Here is a 15,763-nt window from a genome sequence, read left to right on the forward strand (position 1 = left end):
AATTATAATTATTTGTTAATGTTTATAATTTGTTTCACTCGAAGCAAAATTAGGAAAACATTTTCTACTGGCTTATTCAAAGCTTCTGACATTGCTTGTTGGTAAAGTCTTAGCTGTCCTTGATATTTTTGGACGATTGCATCTATTTCTGCTGGATCATCCGGAGGTAAAATAAAATCTGTTTTAAAATCATAGATATTGAGATGATCTTTTTCTTCTAGGTATCCATCGACGATTCCGTGGATTAATAGTTCATCTTCTTGATTTGGATAGTCTTGAAATACTTCGTCAGCAGGAAGCAGCATGGAAAAAGGTTGTTCTCGTTTTACGTTTTCTTTGTTGGCAATCAGCTGTTGACCAAGTTCTGTTTGAAAGAACCATATAATAGAAGAAACATCTACTTTTTTCGCGACTTTTTCGTCTACTAACCGTTTCCTTACCAATTCCTGTAATTTTTGATGGATACTCTCTGTAGTTGGCATCTCTAATGGCAGTAATTGTAACAAAGCATGCGTAGCAGTTCCAACAGTAGCTGCTGACACTTGCCGATCTTTTTGCAAAAATTTTGGTTCTGCTAGTTGTTCTTGCGTATAACGAAATTGACGGGATGCTGCTTTGTTCTGACTGCTTTCCAGAGTCAAACGTGATTCTTGTGTATCATCTGGATCTTCGAATAATCGTTTGATTTCAGATACAGATTGATAACTTGTGGTTTGTGAAGAAGCTTGATAAGGATATTCATATGCCAGACGTTTTTGTAACGAATCTGCTAATAAAGTTTCATCTTCTTTCATCTGCTGATCTAAGTTAACCAGTTCTTTTTCAGCAAGCAACTGTCTTTGTTCAATGATCGATTGCTGATTCATCCATGAAATAGAAAACTGTGCATTTGAATGTTGAAGAAGAGAAGTCGAAATTTCTTCCTCTAAGTATTTCTGCATTTCAGGATGACGGATCAATCCGTAACCAATCCAATTCATCAAGCTGCTTCTGCCCTTCAAACGTAGCGCAGGATCAAAAACCAACTCCTCATGATCAGCTGCTTCAGACCACGTTTGGATCATTTGCTCTTTATTTTTATAGGAACCGACAATGAAAAGCTTTTGTTCTGCCCGAGTCAATCCTACATACAATTTACGCATTTCTTCCGACAACAATTTGTTTTGCTTTGCCAATTTGATGGCTTGAAACGGTAACGTATCATATAACACTCGTGTTTCAGGATCCATATAGCGAATTCCTGCTCCAAGTTTTTCTTCAAAAGCATACCGATTGCGCAAGTCTTGTAAGTTGAACTCCTTTGTCATATCTAACAAAAATACAACTGGGAATTCCAAGCCTTTACTTGCATGGATCGTCATAACGCGAACAGCATTATCTTCTATTGAAATGACTGGTTCTGCTAAGTCTTTATCTTTTTCTTGCATTTTTTCAATGAAACGCACAAACTGGTATAATCCTCTGAAAGAACTTTGCTCGTAAGCTTTGGCACGATCAACCAATGCATAAAGATTGGCTTGTCTCTGTGCCCCTGCTGGCAGACCGACCACATACTCTAGATATCCCGTCTCATAATAGATATCCCATAACAAGTCAGTGATCGAAGAACGGCGAGCAAGTTCTCGCCAATGCTCTAGTTGCTTGCCAAAATGTTCCAGCTTAGCTGCTAATTCATCTTCGTTTGATGCTTGATAAGCAAGCACAGCATCATAGTAAGTATGTGCACGGTCAGCTAATCGAATGCTGGCTAATTCTGGTTCAATCAGACCCACGATCGGTGAGCGCAATACAGCCGCAAGCGGAATATCTTGATAGGGATTATCGATTAATTGTAGCAGCGAGATCATCGTGCGAATTTCTGTCGCTTGAAAATAGTTTTGAGCATCATTCATCTCTAATGGAATATCCAATGTTTTGAAAATCTCTAAAATCGTTAAGTTGTTCTTCTTTGTAGGTGTCAAGAGAACAATGTCTTTGTACTCTATCGGACGACTTTTTTTTGATTTTTTATCATAAATCATAAAGGAGGAATCAATTAATTGACGAATTTTTAGTCCTGTCATAAAAAGTTCGCCTTCTGTTTTGTCTTCCAGTATATCATCCGTCGGAATCTCAATCTCTGATTCTTCCTGTTCTTTTTCATAGATCATGATTTCCGGCTCAAACTGTTCATTCTCTGGAAAGTCTGAAAATCCTTGGATCAGTTTGGCTGCTTCATCATAATTGATTTGACCCACTGCTGGATCCATTAGTTGTTCAAAAATAAGATTCGTAAAAGAAAGGACTTCTTTTCTAGAGCGGAAGTTCTCAGCCAAAACGATTCGACGTCCGCCTTCTTTCTTTGAGAAATTCTCGTATTTCCCGATAAATAAACTAGGATCTGCTAAACGGAAAGAATAGATGGATTGTTTGACATCCCCAACCATGAACATATTTCCTTTTGTATCATCAGGTTCTCTTAGCCAGTATAAAATGGCTTCTTGTAATTGGTTCACGTCTTGATATTCATCTACCATTACTTCTTTGAATTTTTTTCGATAATGTTTTGAAGCTTCACTTGGCAGCCATGCATCTTTCGTTTTTTCTGTGAGAATCTGCAACGCTAAATGTTCCAGATCATTGAAATCCAGCACACCTTTTTCCCGTTTACGCATACTGAAACCGTCCATGAAGCTTTGCGTGACTTTTGTCATTTCTTCGACTAACGGTAGTGCTTTGTCCGTTAATTCTTCCATTTGGCTTGGGGAAACAGGAAAATAACTTTTACTTATCTGCTGAATCAGTTTTTTTGCTTTATCCCTCATGCCCTTGACTTCATTGGAAATTTCTTTCAATTCTGCTTTCCGGCTGCTCTTAAAAGTTGAAAAAGTTAGTTGTTCCAAACCAGCATAAGCTTCTTCTAACCGATCTTGCGAGAACGCTTCATAGATATTCTTGATCTGCTGTTGTTCTCCAGCTACTTGCTCATTCATTTTTTCTAATCCTTCACCTTGTGCTAACTGAGTCATCTGTTCATATAACTGTACACATTGGTATATATCTGCCAAAACTAAAGGACGGATTTGTTCTTGATATAATCGAGATTTAGCTAGCCCCTCAGGCAAACGATAATTATCGCTTAACTGTTCTAGCCATTTTTGGGGGTCAGGGTTGGCACGGGCAAACTCATAAAGAGAAAACACCAGATTCGTCAAGCCGTCATCTGAACGATCATTAGAAAAATTCATTGTTAATTGGAAAAATCGTTCATCATTTTCTGCATAAAGTGCTTCTCTCAGCTCGTCCCACACATCCTCCTTCATCAAGATCGTTTCTGTTTCATCTGTTAACATGCGAAAGACTGGATCAATATCAATTAAGTAATAATAACGTCGAATAACTGTCAGGCAAAAAGCATGTAAGGTTGAGATATTCGCTGTGGGCAATAAAACTAACTGCTTAGTAAAATGCTGTCTACGTACAGGGTCACTTTCGCTATTGACGGATTCTTGTAATGCCTCTTGAATTCTTTCTTTCATTTCTCTTGCGGCAGCTTCAGTAAATGTCACAATCAATAATTCATCGATATCAAAACCCATTTTTAGTTTTTCAATCACTCTTCGAACAAGCACTGTAGTTTTACCTGATCCGGCAGACGCAGAGACTAATAGATTATCTCCTTGATCAAAAATCGCTTGCCACTGATCATCTGTGAATCGTTCATTTTGCGGTTTTAAAGGAATTTGATTCACTCTTCTTCACTCCTTTTCAATATTCTACGCAGTGCTTCTTCCTTATCTATTTTCTCCAGACGGTGGTAATTATTTTCTTTCAGCATCACATCAAACGTACAGATGCTTCTGAATGGACAAAATTCGCAGGCAATCCGCTGTTTATCTTTATAAGCTGGATTTAGTTTGATTTCTCCGGAAGTAATCGCATCTCCAGCTAACCGCATATTTTCCCGATTATGCGCCATGAATAGTTGCAGTTCTTCTTCCGTGAAAAATTTGTCTTTACTGAAACTACCTTTTTGGTATTCATCTTTCGCATTTTTTTTCACTGGATAGATCAGTGATTGTTCTTTTGCTTCCAGTGAATGATCTAGTACTTCTAAAAGAGCGGGATCATCGACAAAAACGCCATCATAACTAAATTTTTTCAATGTATTCTTCTCTACATCATCTGTCTCCGTCAATACAGGATTATGAACATGTAAATAATATGATCCTGCTGGTTTAACAGCCGCCTTTCCAGTCAAACGTACCGCATCCATCAATGCTACGTCCAGATACGTCAATAATTGCATAGCCATGCCATAATAAGCTTCTGTGACATCGAATGAACGTCCGCTAGATTTGTAATCAACGACGCTTAGCCAAGTATCTTCTTGTTCAGAAGCTACATCGATTCGATCGATTTTCCCTCGAACATGGAGTTTTCCACCATTACTCAACGGTAATTCCAGACCTGTGATACCTTTTGCTCCAGCAATCTGACCAAATAGAATCTCTGTCTGAAGAGGATGCATGCCTGTATTTTTGCTCTGTTTTTGCAAAGCCCATGCCACTTTTTGAATCGTCTGTCCTAACTGGTAGCGGATATAGTTCATTCTTGCAGAACTATCCAATATCTCAAACCGAAGTTCTCCGAATACTTCCTGCAGCACTTTTTCAGTAAAGTCTCTACGCTGCGCATCGGACATATTCACTAAGGATAATTGGTTTGAAAACAGTAGCTTGAAGAAACGATCCAATGATTCATGATAAAAATCACCAGTTGCTGCTGGAGTTAGACCATAAACAGTTCGTTCTTTCAATTTCAAACCAAATTGCATGAAGTATTTGTATTCACAATTATAAAAATTCTCCATACGTGAAATTGAAGTATAAATTTCTTTTCCATAAAGCTCTTCCGCCATTTTTTCTGGCATCGAAACAGGAACATTTAAATGTTCCTGACTTTCAAAAATCTGTAAAGCAAAATTTCGCCATGACGAATTCAGTACTAATTCTTTGAGCTTTTGCCAGTGCTTTGGTACAGGTTTTTTTTCATCTAAAGCTAATCGATAAATCCTATTGACTGTATTGATTCCGCTTCTGTAAGTCCCTACATAACAATTAGGGTCGCTTTCGATCGTCAAATGCTCTTTTCTCTCGACGGGAACAGATAAATATTCTGTGATTCTACGCAAATAAGGAGACATCTTCAGCGAACCATCTGTGTCATAGCTTTGTGCATAACTAAGATATAATCGATCTGTTCCGGAAAGAAAAACAAGATAGGCTTGGAAAGGCTCAAAAGAGATACTTTCCTTTGATGGGTCGAATAAAAACTGTCCATCTGGCAAGGCCTGATTTAATACTTCTCGTTCTTCACTGGACAACAATCCTTTTGTCTCTTTTCGGTCTGGAAACACTTGATCATTCAACCCTAATGCAAAAGTGACGGCAGCTTGATTTGGTCGAACTAATTCCAAACGATTGATTCGCACTTGGTCGATTGCGGTAGGGATTTTACCATAACTTAGATTTTCTAGACCACTCGTAATGATTTCTTGGAACAGTGACCAGTCAAAAGCCGATTCACCATAAATTACTACATATTCATCCAACAGATCAATCAGCGCTCCCCATGTCTGCTCATGGTTTCTTGCCGCTTCTAAGTTTCCTCTGTCTACTTCCTGATTACGCCAAAACAATAATTGTTGCTGTACGCCACTTTGGATCAAAAATTGATAAAAACCATTTGCGGCCTCTTGTCCTGTTTTGCTTTTCTTTATTTTTTTCAAAAATACTGGTACAGCTTTCTGAAATAATCGTCTAATCGTATTTGACTGTTCTTCCAAATACTGTACGTCTTCAATCTGTTCTGCTTCAAAATCATACGCCACAAACTGCCAGTCTTTTTCACGAGTCCAATAAGTTCCTTGATAATTGTAAGCAAGTGCTACATTTTCAGTGATGTCCAGTTTTTTCCTGAATTCATCTCGCTCTTGTTTCCATTCATCAAGTTCGGTTTCTGCTTCCGTCGACAGAAATAATTCAGTTTTGAAAAAACGCATAATATCACTTAGCCGATAAGAATAGCGGTCAAGAGCGAACAGACTGTTGATCCATTCGATCAGCGGATGATTTTCCATCATTTGTTCTTCATCGATATAAAAAGGAATTGCCATTTCTTGAAAGATCGGCCGAAGGATATTTCCATATAAAGACATATTTTTTGTCAGCACTTGGATATCACGATAACGGTAGTTTTCTTCACTGACTAGTCGTCTGATTTCAACAGCTAATTGTCGGACTTCTTCAGTTGGATTTTCAGCTTCCCACAAATGGAGATGCTCTTGTCCCCCTAATTTGTGTACTGCCGCTTTCTTTTGGCTAGATGTCTCTTCCCACATTGTTTGCAGCAGTTGAAGCTCTGTCGGACGAGTCTGCTCTGGTGCAAATCGGTCCACTAATATAGGGACTTTCCGTTCTCTTGCACTTTGAAAAAGACGGAAATAAAGCTTTCCAGTCTCATGAAAGAGCGTAAGTACTTCTGGAAGATCCGCTGTATAAGGACGATCCAGCAATAAATCGACAACCAATTGCCCCTTTTCCATCATTGCCTGCAGTAATTGATACTCTTGACCATTGATTCGAGAAAAACCACTGACAATAAATTTGACGTTGTTGAAATCTTGTGTCTGCATATAATTTGCTAGTATAGATAGTGCATCTTCATTTGTTAGTGCACGTTGAGTCAATTCGCTGTCATAAGCTGAAAAAATCAGCTTCAAGTCTTTCATTTTAAGTTGCTGGTCTTCTGCATTAGGTGAATCACCAAATAAAAGCATCAGGTCTTCTGGTTGAATATTTCCTGTACGCAATTCACTGTAAAGTTCTTGTAATTGACGAATAAACCCTCTTTTATTGATTTCTCCGCGAAAGATTGTTAATTCTTCCTCATTTTTTTCTAAAATCTGTCGCAAGATCATTGCAGATCCTGATTCTGATAATTCATTTCCTGTAAGAAGAGTTGTCTGTTGCAGCAAATACCAAGCCAGACGATAAAAACTAAATACTTGAACGTTTGTTGTGCTGAAAGCTTTTTTTCCGCTTCTTCTTCGCATCTCCGCTAAAATTTCTTGTTCCTGTTCGAATTTGCTGTAGTTGGGAACAAGGAAAAATACTTGGTTACTTGCATCCTGGTCGATCCAAGCGGATGCTTCGTCGATCAAGACTTGACGGTGATCTTTTTTCCCGTTTCCAAGAATAAATTGTAAAGACATGCTTTTCCTCCTTCAACACATGATACGGTGCTCCTTTATTATATCAAAAAATACTGAACATTTGTTCTATATTCTTCAAATTATATCCTTTTAAGGTTCTGATATTTCTACTTTTTTAAGTATACGCAAAAAACAGGAACTGCTGCAAATAAGCAATTCCTGTCTTTATGTTCATTGATTAATGAATAGATCCCATTAGTTTTTTGATTGGTTCTTTCACAGTAAATAGCAAGATACCACCGACGATTGCTACTGCACCGATAATACCGAAGTAAGCAGATTCTGTTCCCGGTGTGTAGAAGCGTGCAATTTGTGCATTGATTGCTTGTGAAGAAGCATCAGCTAAGAACCAAATAGCGATTGTTTGTGATTCAAATGCTCGTGGTGCTAATTTTGTTGTCACAGACAAACCAACTGGTGAAAGACACAATTCAGCAATAACCACGATGAAGAAACTTCCCAACAACCACAATGGACTTACTTTCCCACTTGTACCATAAAGCATACCCGGCAACATCAATAGCAAGTACGATAATCCTGCAAATAAAAGTCCAAGAGAGAATTTCACTACTGTAGATGGTTGACGTTCACCAAGTTTCGTCCACATCGTTACGAATACTGGTGTCAGAATAAAGATGAAAATTGGATTCAATGATTGATACCAGCTTGCTTGGATCGTTACACCAAATAGCGTAGATTGTGTACGTTCACTAGCAAATAAAGCTAAGATAGATGAACCTTGTTCTTGTAATGACCAGAAAATGATTGCTGCAAGGAATAATGGGATATAAGCCCATACTCTTGGTTTTTCTTCAGCAGTTACATCTTTTGAAGTCAGCATTTTGATAAAGTAATACAACGGTAAGATAATCCCCAATACACTGATTGTATTGACAAAAAAGTCAATTGTCAGATGACCAGTTAGTTGTGCCCCGCCGAATACTGCAGCGATAACAACAAGTGCGATGATCAAGTTACGGATGAATCCTTTACGTTCTTCAGTTGTCAAAGGATTCGGCGGTGTTGTACCCACTCCGTCTAATGTCTTGCGTCCTTGGATGATGTATTGTAATAATCCAAAGAACATCCCAATAGCAGCTAAAGAGAACCCTAAATGATAGTTATATTCTTGACCGATTGTACCAACGATTAGTGGTGCTAATAATGCCCCTAAGTTGACACCCATGTAAAAAATCGAAAATCCTGCATCTCTTCGCAAGTCAGTCTTTGAATAAAGATGTCCGACCATGCCAGAAACATTTGGTTTCAAAAAGGCGGTTCCGATAATAATCAATGCCATCGAAACAAACAATGTACTTACACCAAATGGTAAAGCCAAGACGATGTGGCCAAGCATAATGAAAACTCCACCGAAGAATACAGTGCGTTTTGCTCCTAACACTCGGTCAGATACCCATCCGCCGACGATACTAGACATGTAGATCAAAGATCCGTAGATCGACATGATAGCTAATGCTGTTGCTCGTGGTAATCCAAGTCCCCCGTTGGCAACTGTATCGTACATATAATAGATAAGTAATGCACGCATACCGTAATAACTAAATCGTTCCCACATCTCAGTGAAGAACAAAGTTGACAATCCCTTCGGCTGCCCGAAGAAGCCCTTGTCTTGCTGTTTTTCCATAATCTATACCCCAATTCTTTAAATTTTCAGAAAATATTATACATCTTTACCGAAAAATTTAACTAAAAAACTTATTTAAGAAATATAAACTAATTTTCTATAAAAACAAGTAATTTTTAATGGCAATATCATAAAAAAAAAGAAGATAGAGATTTAATAATTATATATCAGCTGTTTTTTTCAAATAAGCAAAAATTCCTAAAACACAACAATGAAAGCGATAACTAAGAAAATCCTTACATAACGATTTTTCTTATTAAAATTGTTTTTTTAACTTCGCTTATTTTTTGTGAGCATATCTGTTTACTTACTTTTTGTAAGGTGCTATACTTCATTTCGTAATCAATTAAAAAAATGCAAAACGCAAATCAAAGGAGAAATTTTATTATGACAACTTTTACTGACACTTTGAAAAACCGCCGTTCAATCTATCATCTAGGACGTAATGTTTCACTTTCTAATGAAGAATTAACAACTTTGATCAAAGAAGCAATTAAAGAAAGCCCAACTGCTTTCAATGCTCAATCAACACGCGCAGTTATCCTTTTCGGAGATGCACATGAAAAACTTTGGGAAATCACTGAAGAAGCACTTCGCCCATTGACTCCAGCAGAAGCTTTCCCAAATACACAAAACAAATTAGCTGGTTTCAAAAATGGTTATGGTACAGTATTATTCTTCAAAGATACTGACGTGGTAAAAGGTCTACAAGAACAATTTGAATTATATGCAGACAACTTCCCAGATTGGTCAGAACAATCAAACGGAATCGCAACAGCTAATACTTGGGTAGCATTAGTTGATAAAGGATTGGGCGCAAACTTGCAACATTACAACCCAGTTATTGACGAAGCAGTTGCAAAAGAATGGAATATCCCTTCAAACTGGAAACTACGTTCGCAATTAGTATTCGGTTCACCAGAAACACCGGCTGGGGAAAAAGAATACATGAACGATGCCGATCGCTTCCGCGTATTTGGATAATTTTATTTGAAATAAAAAACAGAGGTTGTGACAAACATCTTGTCGCAACCTCTGTTTTTTATTCTGGATCAATCATAATATCAATCTCTGCCTCATCGTTTAAGCGTTGGGACAAAAATGGAACTAATTCTTCTAATGATGCAGAAAATTTCAGCATCGGTCCTCGCCATCCGTTTCGGAAAAAATTCATTTTTACGATTTTAGAACCTTTTGGCTGATATAATACAATTTTATTGATCTCAGAAAAAGGAACACCTTTTTTGTCAAAGCTATTCAAAACAAGTCCTTCTTCTGTGATTCCTCTGCTGTCCAACAAAAAACTAATAAAAATCATTGCTGACAAGATCCCTTTTGCCAATTCATCTGCTGTAGGATGACTGATGAGTGTATACCAAATGACTAGTGACACTAAGAAGGGTATCACCAAGTAGACCCATCGATTTCGCACAGTCCGATAAATAATTTCTTTTCGAACCAGCCAAAGAAATAAAAACATCACAACAACGAATAAAAACAATAGAACCGTAAAGAATGTTACCATGACAACTCGCCTCGCTTTTTCTTCTCCAGAAAATAGGAAAAGAATACTGATTTACCTTCTCAAAGAAATTGGACTTGCAGCACGCCGCACGTCCAATTGTTTTCTTTATTCAAATGTATCATATTTTGCAACAACCATGCTTGCTTTTTCATCTAATAATTCTTGGTCCTCTGCAGCACATTGGGCAACTTTGACCACGGCGCAGTTTGTCATTTTTGATACAACTTCACCAATGACCGTTTTTGTAAAACCAATTGGTTTGCATGCATATTGTTCTCCTAAATTAATCATTTCTTCCGTCATCAAAATCCTCCTAAACTGCTGGAACTTTTCTCCACATTACCACTGCTATTTCTTTGGAGATTTAACTCATTGATTTTTATTTACAGTTAAAAATCAACCTTACAGGCATTATAGCGTACTGTTTTCGTTTTCACAATTAAAACAGCTGTTGTATTTAGAAGAATTTTTTTCAAAAAATTAAAACATATTCCTTAAAAACTAATTATTTCCTACATATTAAAATATAATACTTCCATTTCCAATAAAAATACATTTATAATAGGAAAGATAAACAGCTGAAAAGGGAGTTTTCAAATGAAGAAAAAAACGTTCAAAAAACTATTGTTTCTAGGGGGCACAGCTGCTCTTTTATTAAGCGGTACAAGTTATTACCTACATATCCATTCTCCAGAACATACAATGAACACTGCACAAAAAAGTTCAACACAAAAAACAAAAAAGACAAAAGAGAAAGCAGAAGTTTTACTAGATGTTCCATTAGAGAGCCAGTTTGATTCTCCTTCTTTAGAAAATGGCTGTGAAGTCACTTCGCTTTCTATGCTTTTATCTTTTTATGGTTATGAAACAACTAAAAACCAGTTAGCTGAGCAATTGGATTACGTCCCTGTTTTCAATGCAGATGGGACTCATGGCGATCCTAATGAAGGATTTGTTGGTGATATCAGTGGCGGAGACTGGGCTATGGGCGTCTATGTTCCCCCAGTTGCCTCCCTTGCTCAGCAAATCGTCCAAACGGATTATCACACTTTTCCAAAAACCGATGCTCAACTCGATGATATCAAAAAAGCACTATCTAAAGGAAATCCTGTCTGGACTTCTGTGACTATCAATTTTGAAGTCCCAGATGAAACTGATTTTATGACTTGGACCACAAATAATGGAGAAGTAAGAGTCACTCCTCTTGTTCATGCTTGTGTAGTCACTGGATATGTCAAAGAAAATATTTATGTCAACGATCCCTATGGTGTAAAAAATCGAGCAGTACCGATCAACGATTTTTCGGCGATTTTCACTGCAATGGGTGGACAGATGCTAACTTTGGAGAAAAGCTAGTAATTCAAACAAAAATCCCTTATACTCAAGATACCAAACCTTTGAAGGGAGCGTAGATAATGGAAAAATTCACACATAAAAAAATGGATCCAAATGAAATTCCGATTATTTTTGTCCGTGACTGCAAGGGAAATGTTCAAGGTAAAGTCTCTATTAATGAGTGGAACGAGCGTCGCAGACCTGCTACCCTCAATGAACTGGAAATCAAATTGTATCGTCAATCTCTTGTTTATTACGCAGATCAAGAGTACGAGAAAGCCACCGATTTATTGAAATTTCTGATTGCTCGAACAGAGTATACTCGCTTTGAATATATTGAACGTTTAGCAAACATTTATCATATTATGAATGAACCTGTCAAAGAATATCAGTTATTGGACACCGTCTTGTCAGTAGCAGAACTGATTGCCCTTCCTGCTGGATTAGAAAAGAAACTAGTACGCCGCCTTTTACGAGTAAAGCAACAACTATCCGATCAAGAAAAATAACTTGCGTTTTTTTAGGAAAGTGCTATGATTATTTTGTTGAATAAATGGGATGTAGCCAAACTGGTAAGGCACTTGACTCTGAATCAAGCAATTGTAGGTTCGAACCCTGCCATCCCAATTTGATGTGCTTGCTGAAAAAATGAACCCCCTGTAAAAGAACAATCTTTTTGCAGGGGGATTATTGTATTATTTTTACTACTTCTATTTAGTTTACATAATTAAATTATGAATAATAAAATCGGGCGTATTCTTAATACAAAAACTGATTTACCCAATAATTGCTAATGCTTTCTCTGGAACTTTTTCTCTAGGAACTTCCTCATACGTTTCTATGTGTGCTCCTTTATTGCTGATTTTCAAATAATGATTTTCTTTTAACACAGAAAGACCATTAAATTCAACCGTTCGTTCTTTCCCATTGGCATCAGCAGCTTTCTGCACATACCTTGCTGTACCATATTCATTTACTTCCTCTGGTTTTTGTGTCTTTACATAGACCTCTCCTTTTTCAACTAATGGATTTAGCTGATCAAGTATACCAGGGATTTCTCCATAACTTCCTTCAGTATAATATTTCAGTCCAAATAGCAAAATACCACTAATCGCCGCCAGTCCAATCAAATATTTAATCACTTTCATCTTTCTACCTCCTTGTTATATATTCAGTATATGGGTCAGTTAAAGAAATTCCATCCGTCCCAAGTTGGAGATTTTTCTCCTACTTTAGAAGCGAGAATCGAGTGTTTTTTTAGTAAAAATGATCGTTATTTGATATTATTGACGTGTGGATAAATCAGTTTTTCTCGTTTTGTCCATGTAAAAAATCATGTTGATAGCAAAGGATGTGTTCAAAATGAATCAAGAAGAATTATTTCAAAAAGTCAAGGAAATGATTAAGAACGGCAATTTCGATGGCGCAAAACGATTTATCGAAGAACATAAAGAACAATTAGGACCTTATAAAGAGAAAGCCCAAAATCTTTTAAAAGATGTAAATATCGACAGTGTCAAAAACAAATTTAAAAATCTATTCAAATAAGTAAAACTTTCACTTTTGTAAAATCAAAGGAGGACAATGCTACTGCATCGTCCTCCTTTGGTTCTTTTCTGAATACTTCATACTAAAATAAACGTGTCGGATCGTAATGATAAGTCACATTGCCGTTCAGTGAGGCTTTTCCCACCACATATTTACGATTCTCCAACTTCAGCCACGCTTCTCGAAAAGCCATTAATTCTTCTCTTTTTACATCAATCTTTTCGATTTTTCCATCGATCAAATCTTGAATAAGTTGTTCATATGGATTCATTTTTTTCCTCCATCTGCTGTCAATCAATAAGTTGTAAAAATAGGTTCATATGCTTTTTTGGTATCTAGATCTTCTCTGACTTTGACTGTCGTATAAATAATTTTTTCTACTGGGATACTATAATAACTTCCTTCACCATTATTGAATCGGTGAACGTCTTTCTTTGCTAAAATACCATTTATTTTATTCGTCAGTACACGTTGTTCGACACTGTTGCTTACAACATAGTAAATCACCCGAATATTATTGATTAAATGCAAATCGATTTCTAACACTACATGATCCATGAAAATCCCACTCCTTCTTTCACTTTGATTATAGCAAGTTTCTCCTCTAATTTCAAAATCGATACAGATTTTACTGGATAAATCCACAAAACTGCTTGCGCCATTTCGCACAAAGTGTTATTTTGTATCATGGACTTTATTTATTGGAGGCAATAGTATGATCGCGATCGGTCAATTTGTTTTTTATATTCCTTTTTTTATTATGATAAGCATTCTTTTCTATTACATAAAATGGACAAAAAAGAAGTTTTCAGTTTTACTGGCCTCTTTACCTGCTGTATATTTTACTTATCAAATTTTTTCTTTTAGGCATTGGGAAACAACGTCTGTATTATTAACACAAATCATCGAATTGACGCTTTCAGTAATTTTTCTTATTATTTGGATCTATTTTTTATATAAGAATCAGAATTGAATCCCTCGCATGTTTAAAAAGAAAACGATTAAAGATGCAGCAAATTTCTGCCGATCTTTAATCGTTTTTTCTATTCTGTTATACCAAAAAAATGTTTGAATCGGTGAAGGATCGTTCCTTGTTTTAATTCTATAAATTCTTGTGCGATCGGGTACTTTTCTTCCAAATTTTCTTTGTTCTTTTCGATCAGGCTTTTCGCTTCTTCATATTTTTTATCTGCACATAGTGCTTTTACTTCCTGTAATACTTTTCCTGCTTCCATTTGCCTCACCCTCTTGCCATTTTATTGCTTTAAGTTTTATTTAAGTTATACGCATTATTCTAGTTTCATCCCAAATAACCTTTTTTCATTTTTACTCCTCGAACTAATCAGTTTTCTAAAGGCTGATTGGTTCGTCTTTTTTATTTTTCCTCCATTTCATTCTGCTCTTCTGTTAATTTATCTAATGCTTTGATTGATGCTGCGGCTCTTGCATAATCATAGCTGTATAATTCCATAAATTTATCAGGCAGAACAAACCACGCTGGATGATAACCGTTAGCTGTGACAGGGAATCCTTTATCTTGTTGATTATCTCCATCCCATCTCAGAGCGACACCTTTTTTTCCTTTCCACTTTACTAAAGCGATCGAGTATCCCTTTTTTGTTTGTGTGCCGTCTTCAATAATTGCTAAAATTTCTATTTTTTCTTTTGGCGCACGAACTTCTTGAGGACGAACCATTTTCTATTCCTCCCTTATCTCATTACTTCACGACCAACACACTGCAAGGGGCATGTGATACGACATAAGAAGCGGTCGATCCAACTAATGCTTGTTGTATAGCACCTTTTCCTGTCGCTCCCATAACGATCAAATCAATATTTTCTTGTCCAGGGATGACATTGGCAATCAAATTTCTTGGATCTCCAGTTTCAACTATTGCGTGGATCTCAGCAATGCCGAACTCTTTGGCATCATTGATTTTTTTAAGCATGGCTACTTCTGTTCTTTGTTTTTCATCTGCATAGATTTTTGAAAAGGCATAGGCACTATGGGTCAGCTCAACTTTGTTGATGATTGACACGATAAATAAGTGGGCTTCATTGTCCTTTGCTAAGTCAAGGGCTTCAGCGAACGCTTTGATCGATTGTCTTGATCCGTCAACTGCTACCATGATGTTCTGGTATCTTTTACTCATTGGAACCGCCTCCTTTTTCTTTTATTGTAACATCTCAAGCAAAAATACAAAAAATATACGCAATATGTAAATAAAATGATGAACAAAAGCAATTTCTTTCGAGTTATTTATACATTTCTTTTCTCATCAGAACACCTGTTCTAATCCCATTATTACTGCATTATGTGAAATTCCTCATCATTTTTCACATCGAGCGAACATCATTCTGTTACAAAAAACGTGGATTTGTCATAAATTGTCATGCTTCTTTTACCTATGAAATATTTTCACGTGTTAAAGTATTCCTCGTTGAACACAACAAA

16 protein-coding genes and 1 tRNA gene are annotated in these 15,763 nt (G+C 36.7%); 6 read left to right on the forward strand and 11 right to left on the reverse strand.

The annotated features are described in order from the left end of the window. Window positions 1–8: 8 nt before the first annotated feature. The 3 genes from addA to DIZ30_RS06565 form a co-directional block, all read right to left on the reverse strand. Window positions 9–3,731 (reverse strand): helicase-exonuclease AddAB subunit AddA, encoded by a 3,723-nt coding sequence (gene addA, locus DIZ30_RS06555; protein WP_002301088.1) that lies wholly within the window; start codon window positions 3,729–3,731, stop codon window positions 9–11. After that, the gene (locus DIZ30_RS06560; protein ID WP_002301086.1) at window positions 3,728–7,255 is read right to left on the reverse strand and encodes a PD-(D/E)XK nuclease family protein; all 3,528 of its coding nucleotides are present in this window, start codon (window positions 7,253–7,255) and stop codon (window positions 3,728–3,730) included. The genes addA and DIZ30_RS06560 overlap by 4 nt, the downstream gene beginning before the upstream one ends. 178 nt (window positions 7,256–7,433) lie before the next feature. Continuing rightward, window positions 7,434–8,900 (reverse strand): peptide MFS transporter, encoded by a 1,467-nt coding sequence (locus DIZ30_RS06565; RefSeq protein ID WP_002288052.1) that lies wholly within the window; start codon window positions 8,898–8,900, stop codon window positions 7,434–7,436. 387 nt (window positions 8,901–9,287) lie between these two features. Here DIZ30_RS06565 and DIZ30_RS06570 point away from each other — a divergent pair, with 387 nt between their 5' ends. Beyond that, window positions 9,288–9,884, forward strand: coding sequence for a nitroreductase family protein (locus tag DIZ30_RS06570; RefSeq protein ID WP_002288054.1), 597 nt, complete (start codon window positions 9,288–9,290; stop codon window positions 9,882–9,884). A 58-nt stretch (window positions 9,885–9,942) separates the two neighbouring features. Here the strand turns inward: DIZ30_RS06570 and DIZ30_RS06575 are convergent, their stop codons facing one another. Continuing rightward, window positions 9,943–10,425, reverse strand: coding sequence for a hypothetical protein (locus DIZ30_RS06575; RefSeq protein WP_002288056.1), 483 nt, complete (start codon window positions 10,423–10,425; stop codon window positions 9,943–9,945). A gap of 105 nt (window positions 10,426–10,530) precedes the next feature. After that, window positions 10,531–10,728 (reverse strand): hypothetical protein, encoded by a 198-nt coding sequence (locus tag DIZ30_RS06580; RefSeq protein ID WP_002288059.1) that lies wholly within the window; start codon window positions 10,726–10,728, stop codon window positions 10,531–10,533. Between the two features lie 294 nt (window positions 10,729–11,022). Between DIZ30_RS06580 and DIZ30_RS06585 the strand changes: the two genes are divergently transcribed. From DIZ30_RS06585 to DIZ30_RS06595, 3 genes are all read left to right on the forward strand, one after another. Further along, complete coding sequence (locus DIZ30_RS06585; protein WP_109023150.1) at window positions 11,023–11,781, forward strand: C39 family peptidase; 759 nt, start codon at window positions 11,023–11,025, stop codon at window positions 11,779–11,781. 59 nt (window positions 11,782–11,840) lie between these two features. Beyond that, window positions 11,841–12,269 carry a hypothetical protein gene (locus tag DIZ30_RS06590; protein WP_002295776.1) on the forward strand — a complete coding sequence of 143 codons (429 nt, stop codon included), beginning with the start codon at window positions 11,841–11,843 and terminating at the stop codon, window positions 12,267–12,269. Between the two features lie 45 nt (window positions 12,270–12,314). Beyond that, window positions 12,315–12,387: transfer RNA gene (locus tag DIZ30_RS06595), tRNA-Gln, on the forward strand. A gap of 149 nt (window positions 12,388–12,536) precedes the next feature. On the opposite strand, the gene DIZ30_RS06600 is transcribed toward DIZ30_RS06595, so the two are convergent. Continuing rightward, window positions 12,537–12,908 carry a YxeA family protein gene (locus DIZ30_RS06600; protein ID WP_002288062.1) on the reverse strand — a complete coding sequence of 124 codons (372 nt, stop codon included), beginning with the start codon at window positions 12,906–12,908 and terminating at the stop codon, window positions 12,537–12,539. A gap of 214 nt (window positions 12,909–13,122) precedes the next feature. On the opposite strand from DIZ30_RS06600, the gene DIZ30_RS06605 reads away from it, so the two are divergent. Next, entirely contained in the window at window positions 13,123–13,308 is a 186-nt protein-coding gene (locus DIZ30_RS06605) for a hypothetical protein (protein WP_002288064.1), read from the forward strand. Between the two features lie 82 nt (window positions 13,309–13,390). On the opposite strand, the gene DIZ30_RS06610 is transcribed toward DIZ30_RS06605, so the two are convergent. Both DIZ30_RS06610 and DIZ30_RS06615 read right to left on the reverse strand, forming a co-directional pair. Beyond that, the gene (locus tag DIZ30_RS06610; RefSeq protein ID WP_002288067.1) at window positions 13,391–13,579 is read right to left on the reverse strand and encodes a hypothetical protein; all 189 of its coding nucleotides are present in this window, start codon (window positions 13,577–13,579) and stop codon (window positions 13,391–13,393) included. A gap of 23 nt (window positions 13,580–13,602) precedes the next feature. Continuing rightward, the gene (locus tag DIZ30_RS06615; RefSeq protein ID WP_002292935.1) at window positions 13,603–13,866 is read right to left on the reverse strand and encodes a hypothetical protein; all 264 of its coding nucleotides are present in this window, start codon (window positions 13,864–13,866) and stop codon (window positions 13,603–13,605) included. A 157-nt stretch (window positions 13,867–14,023) separates the two neighbouring features. On the opposite strand from DIZ30_RS06615, the gene DIZ30_RS06620 reads away from it, so the two are divergent. After that, entirely contained in the window at window positions 14,024–14,281 is a 258-nt protein-coding gene (locus DIZ30_RS06620) for a hypothetical protein (RefSeq protein ID WP_002300170.1), read from the forward strand. Window positions 14,282–14,351: 70 nt separating this feature from the next. Here the strand turns inward: DIZ30_RS06620 and DIZ30_RS06625 are convergent, their stop codons facing one another. The 3 genes from DIZ30_RS06625 to DIZ30_RS06635 all read right to left on the reverse strand — a co-directional run bounded on the left by DIZ30_RS06625 (window position 14,352) and on the right by DIZ30_RS06635 (window position 15,461). Next, window positions 14,352–14,543, reverse strand: coding sequence for a hypothetical protein (locus DIZ30_RS06625; RefSeq protein WP_002296424.1), 192 nt, complete (start codon window positions 14,541–14,543; stop codon window positions 14,352–14,354). A gap of 140 nt (window positions 14,544–14,683) precedes the next feature. After that, complete coding sequence (locus tag DIZ30_RS06630; protein WP_002295768.1) at window positions 14,684–15,004, reverse strand: hypothetical protein; 321 nt, start codon at window positions 15,002–15,004, stop codon at window positions 14,684–14,686. Window positions 15,005–15,026: 22 nt separating this feature from the next. Continuing rightward, window positions 15,027–15,461, reverse strand: a complete 435-nt coding sequence (locus tag DIZ30_RS06635; RefSeq protein WP_002292929.1) for a universal stress protein — start codon at window positions 15,459–15,461, stop codon at window positions 15,027–15,029. Between the last annotated feature and the right edge of the window lie 302 nt (window positions 15,462–15,763).

The organism is Enterococcus sp. H57 (assembly GCF_003112495.1).
GTDB lineage: Bacteria > Bacillota > Bacilli > Lactobacillales > Enterococcaceae > Enterococcus_B > Enterococcus_B faecium.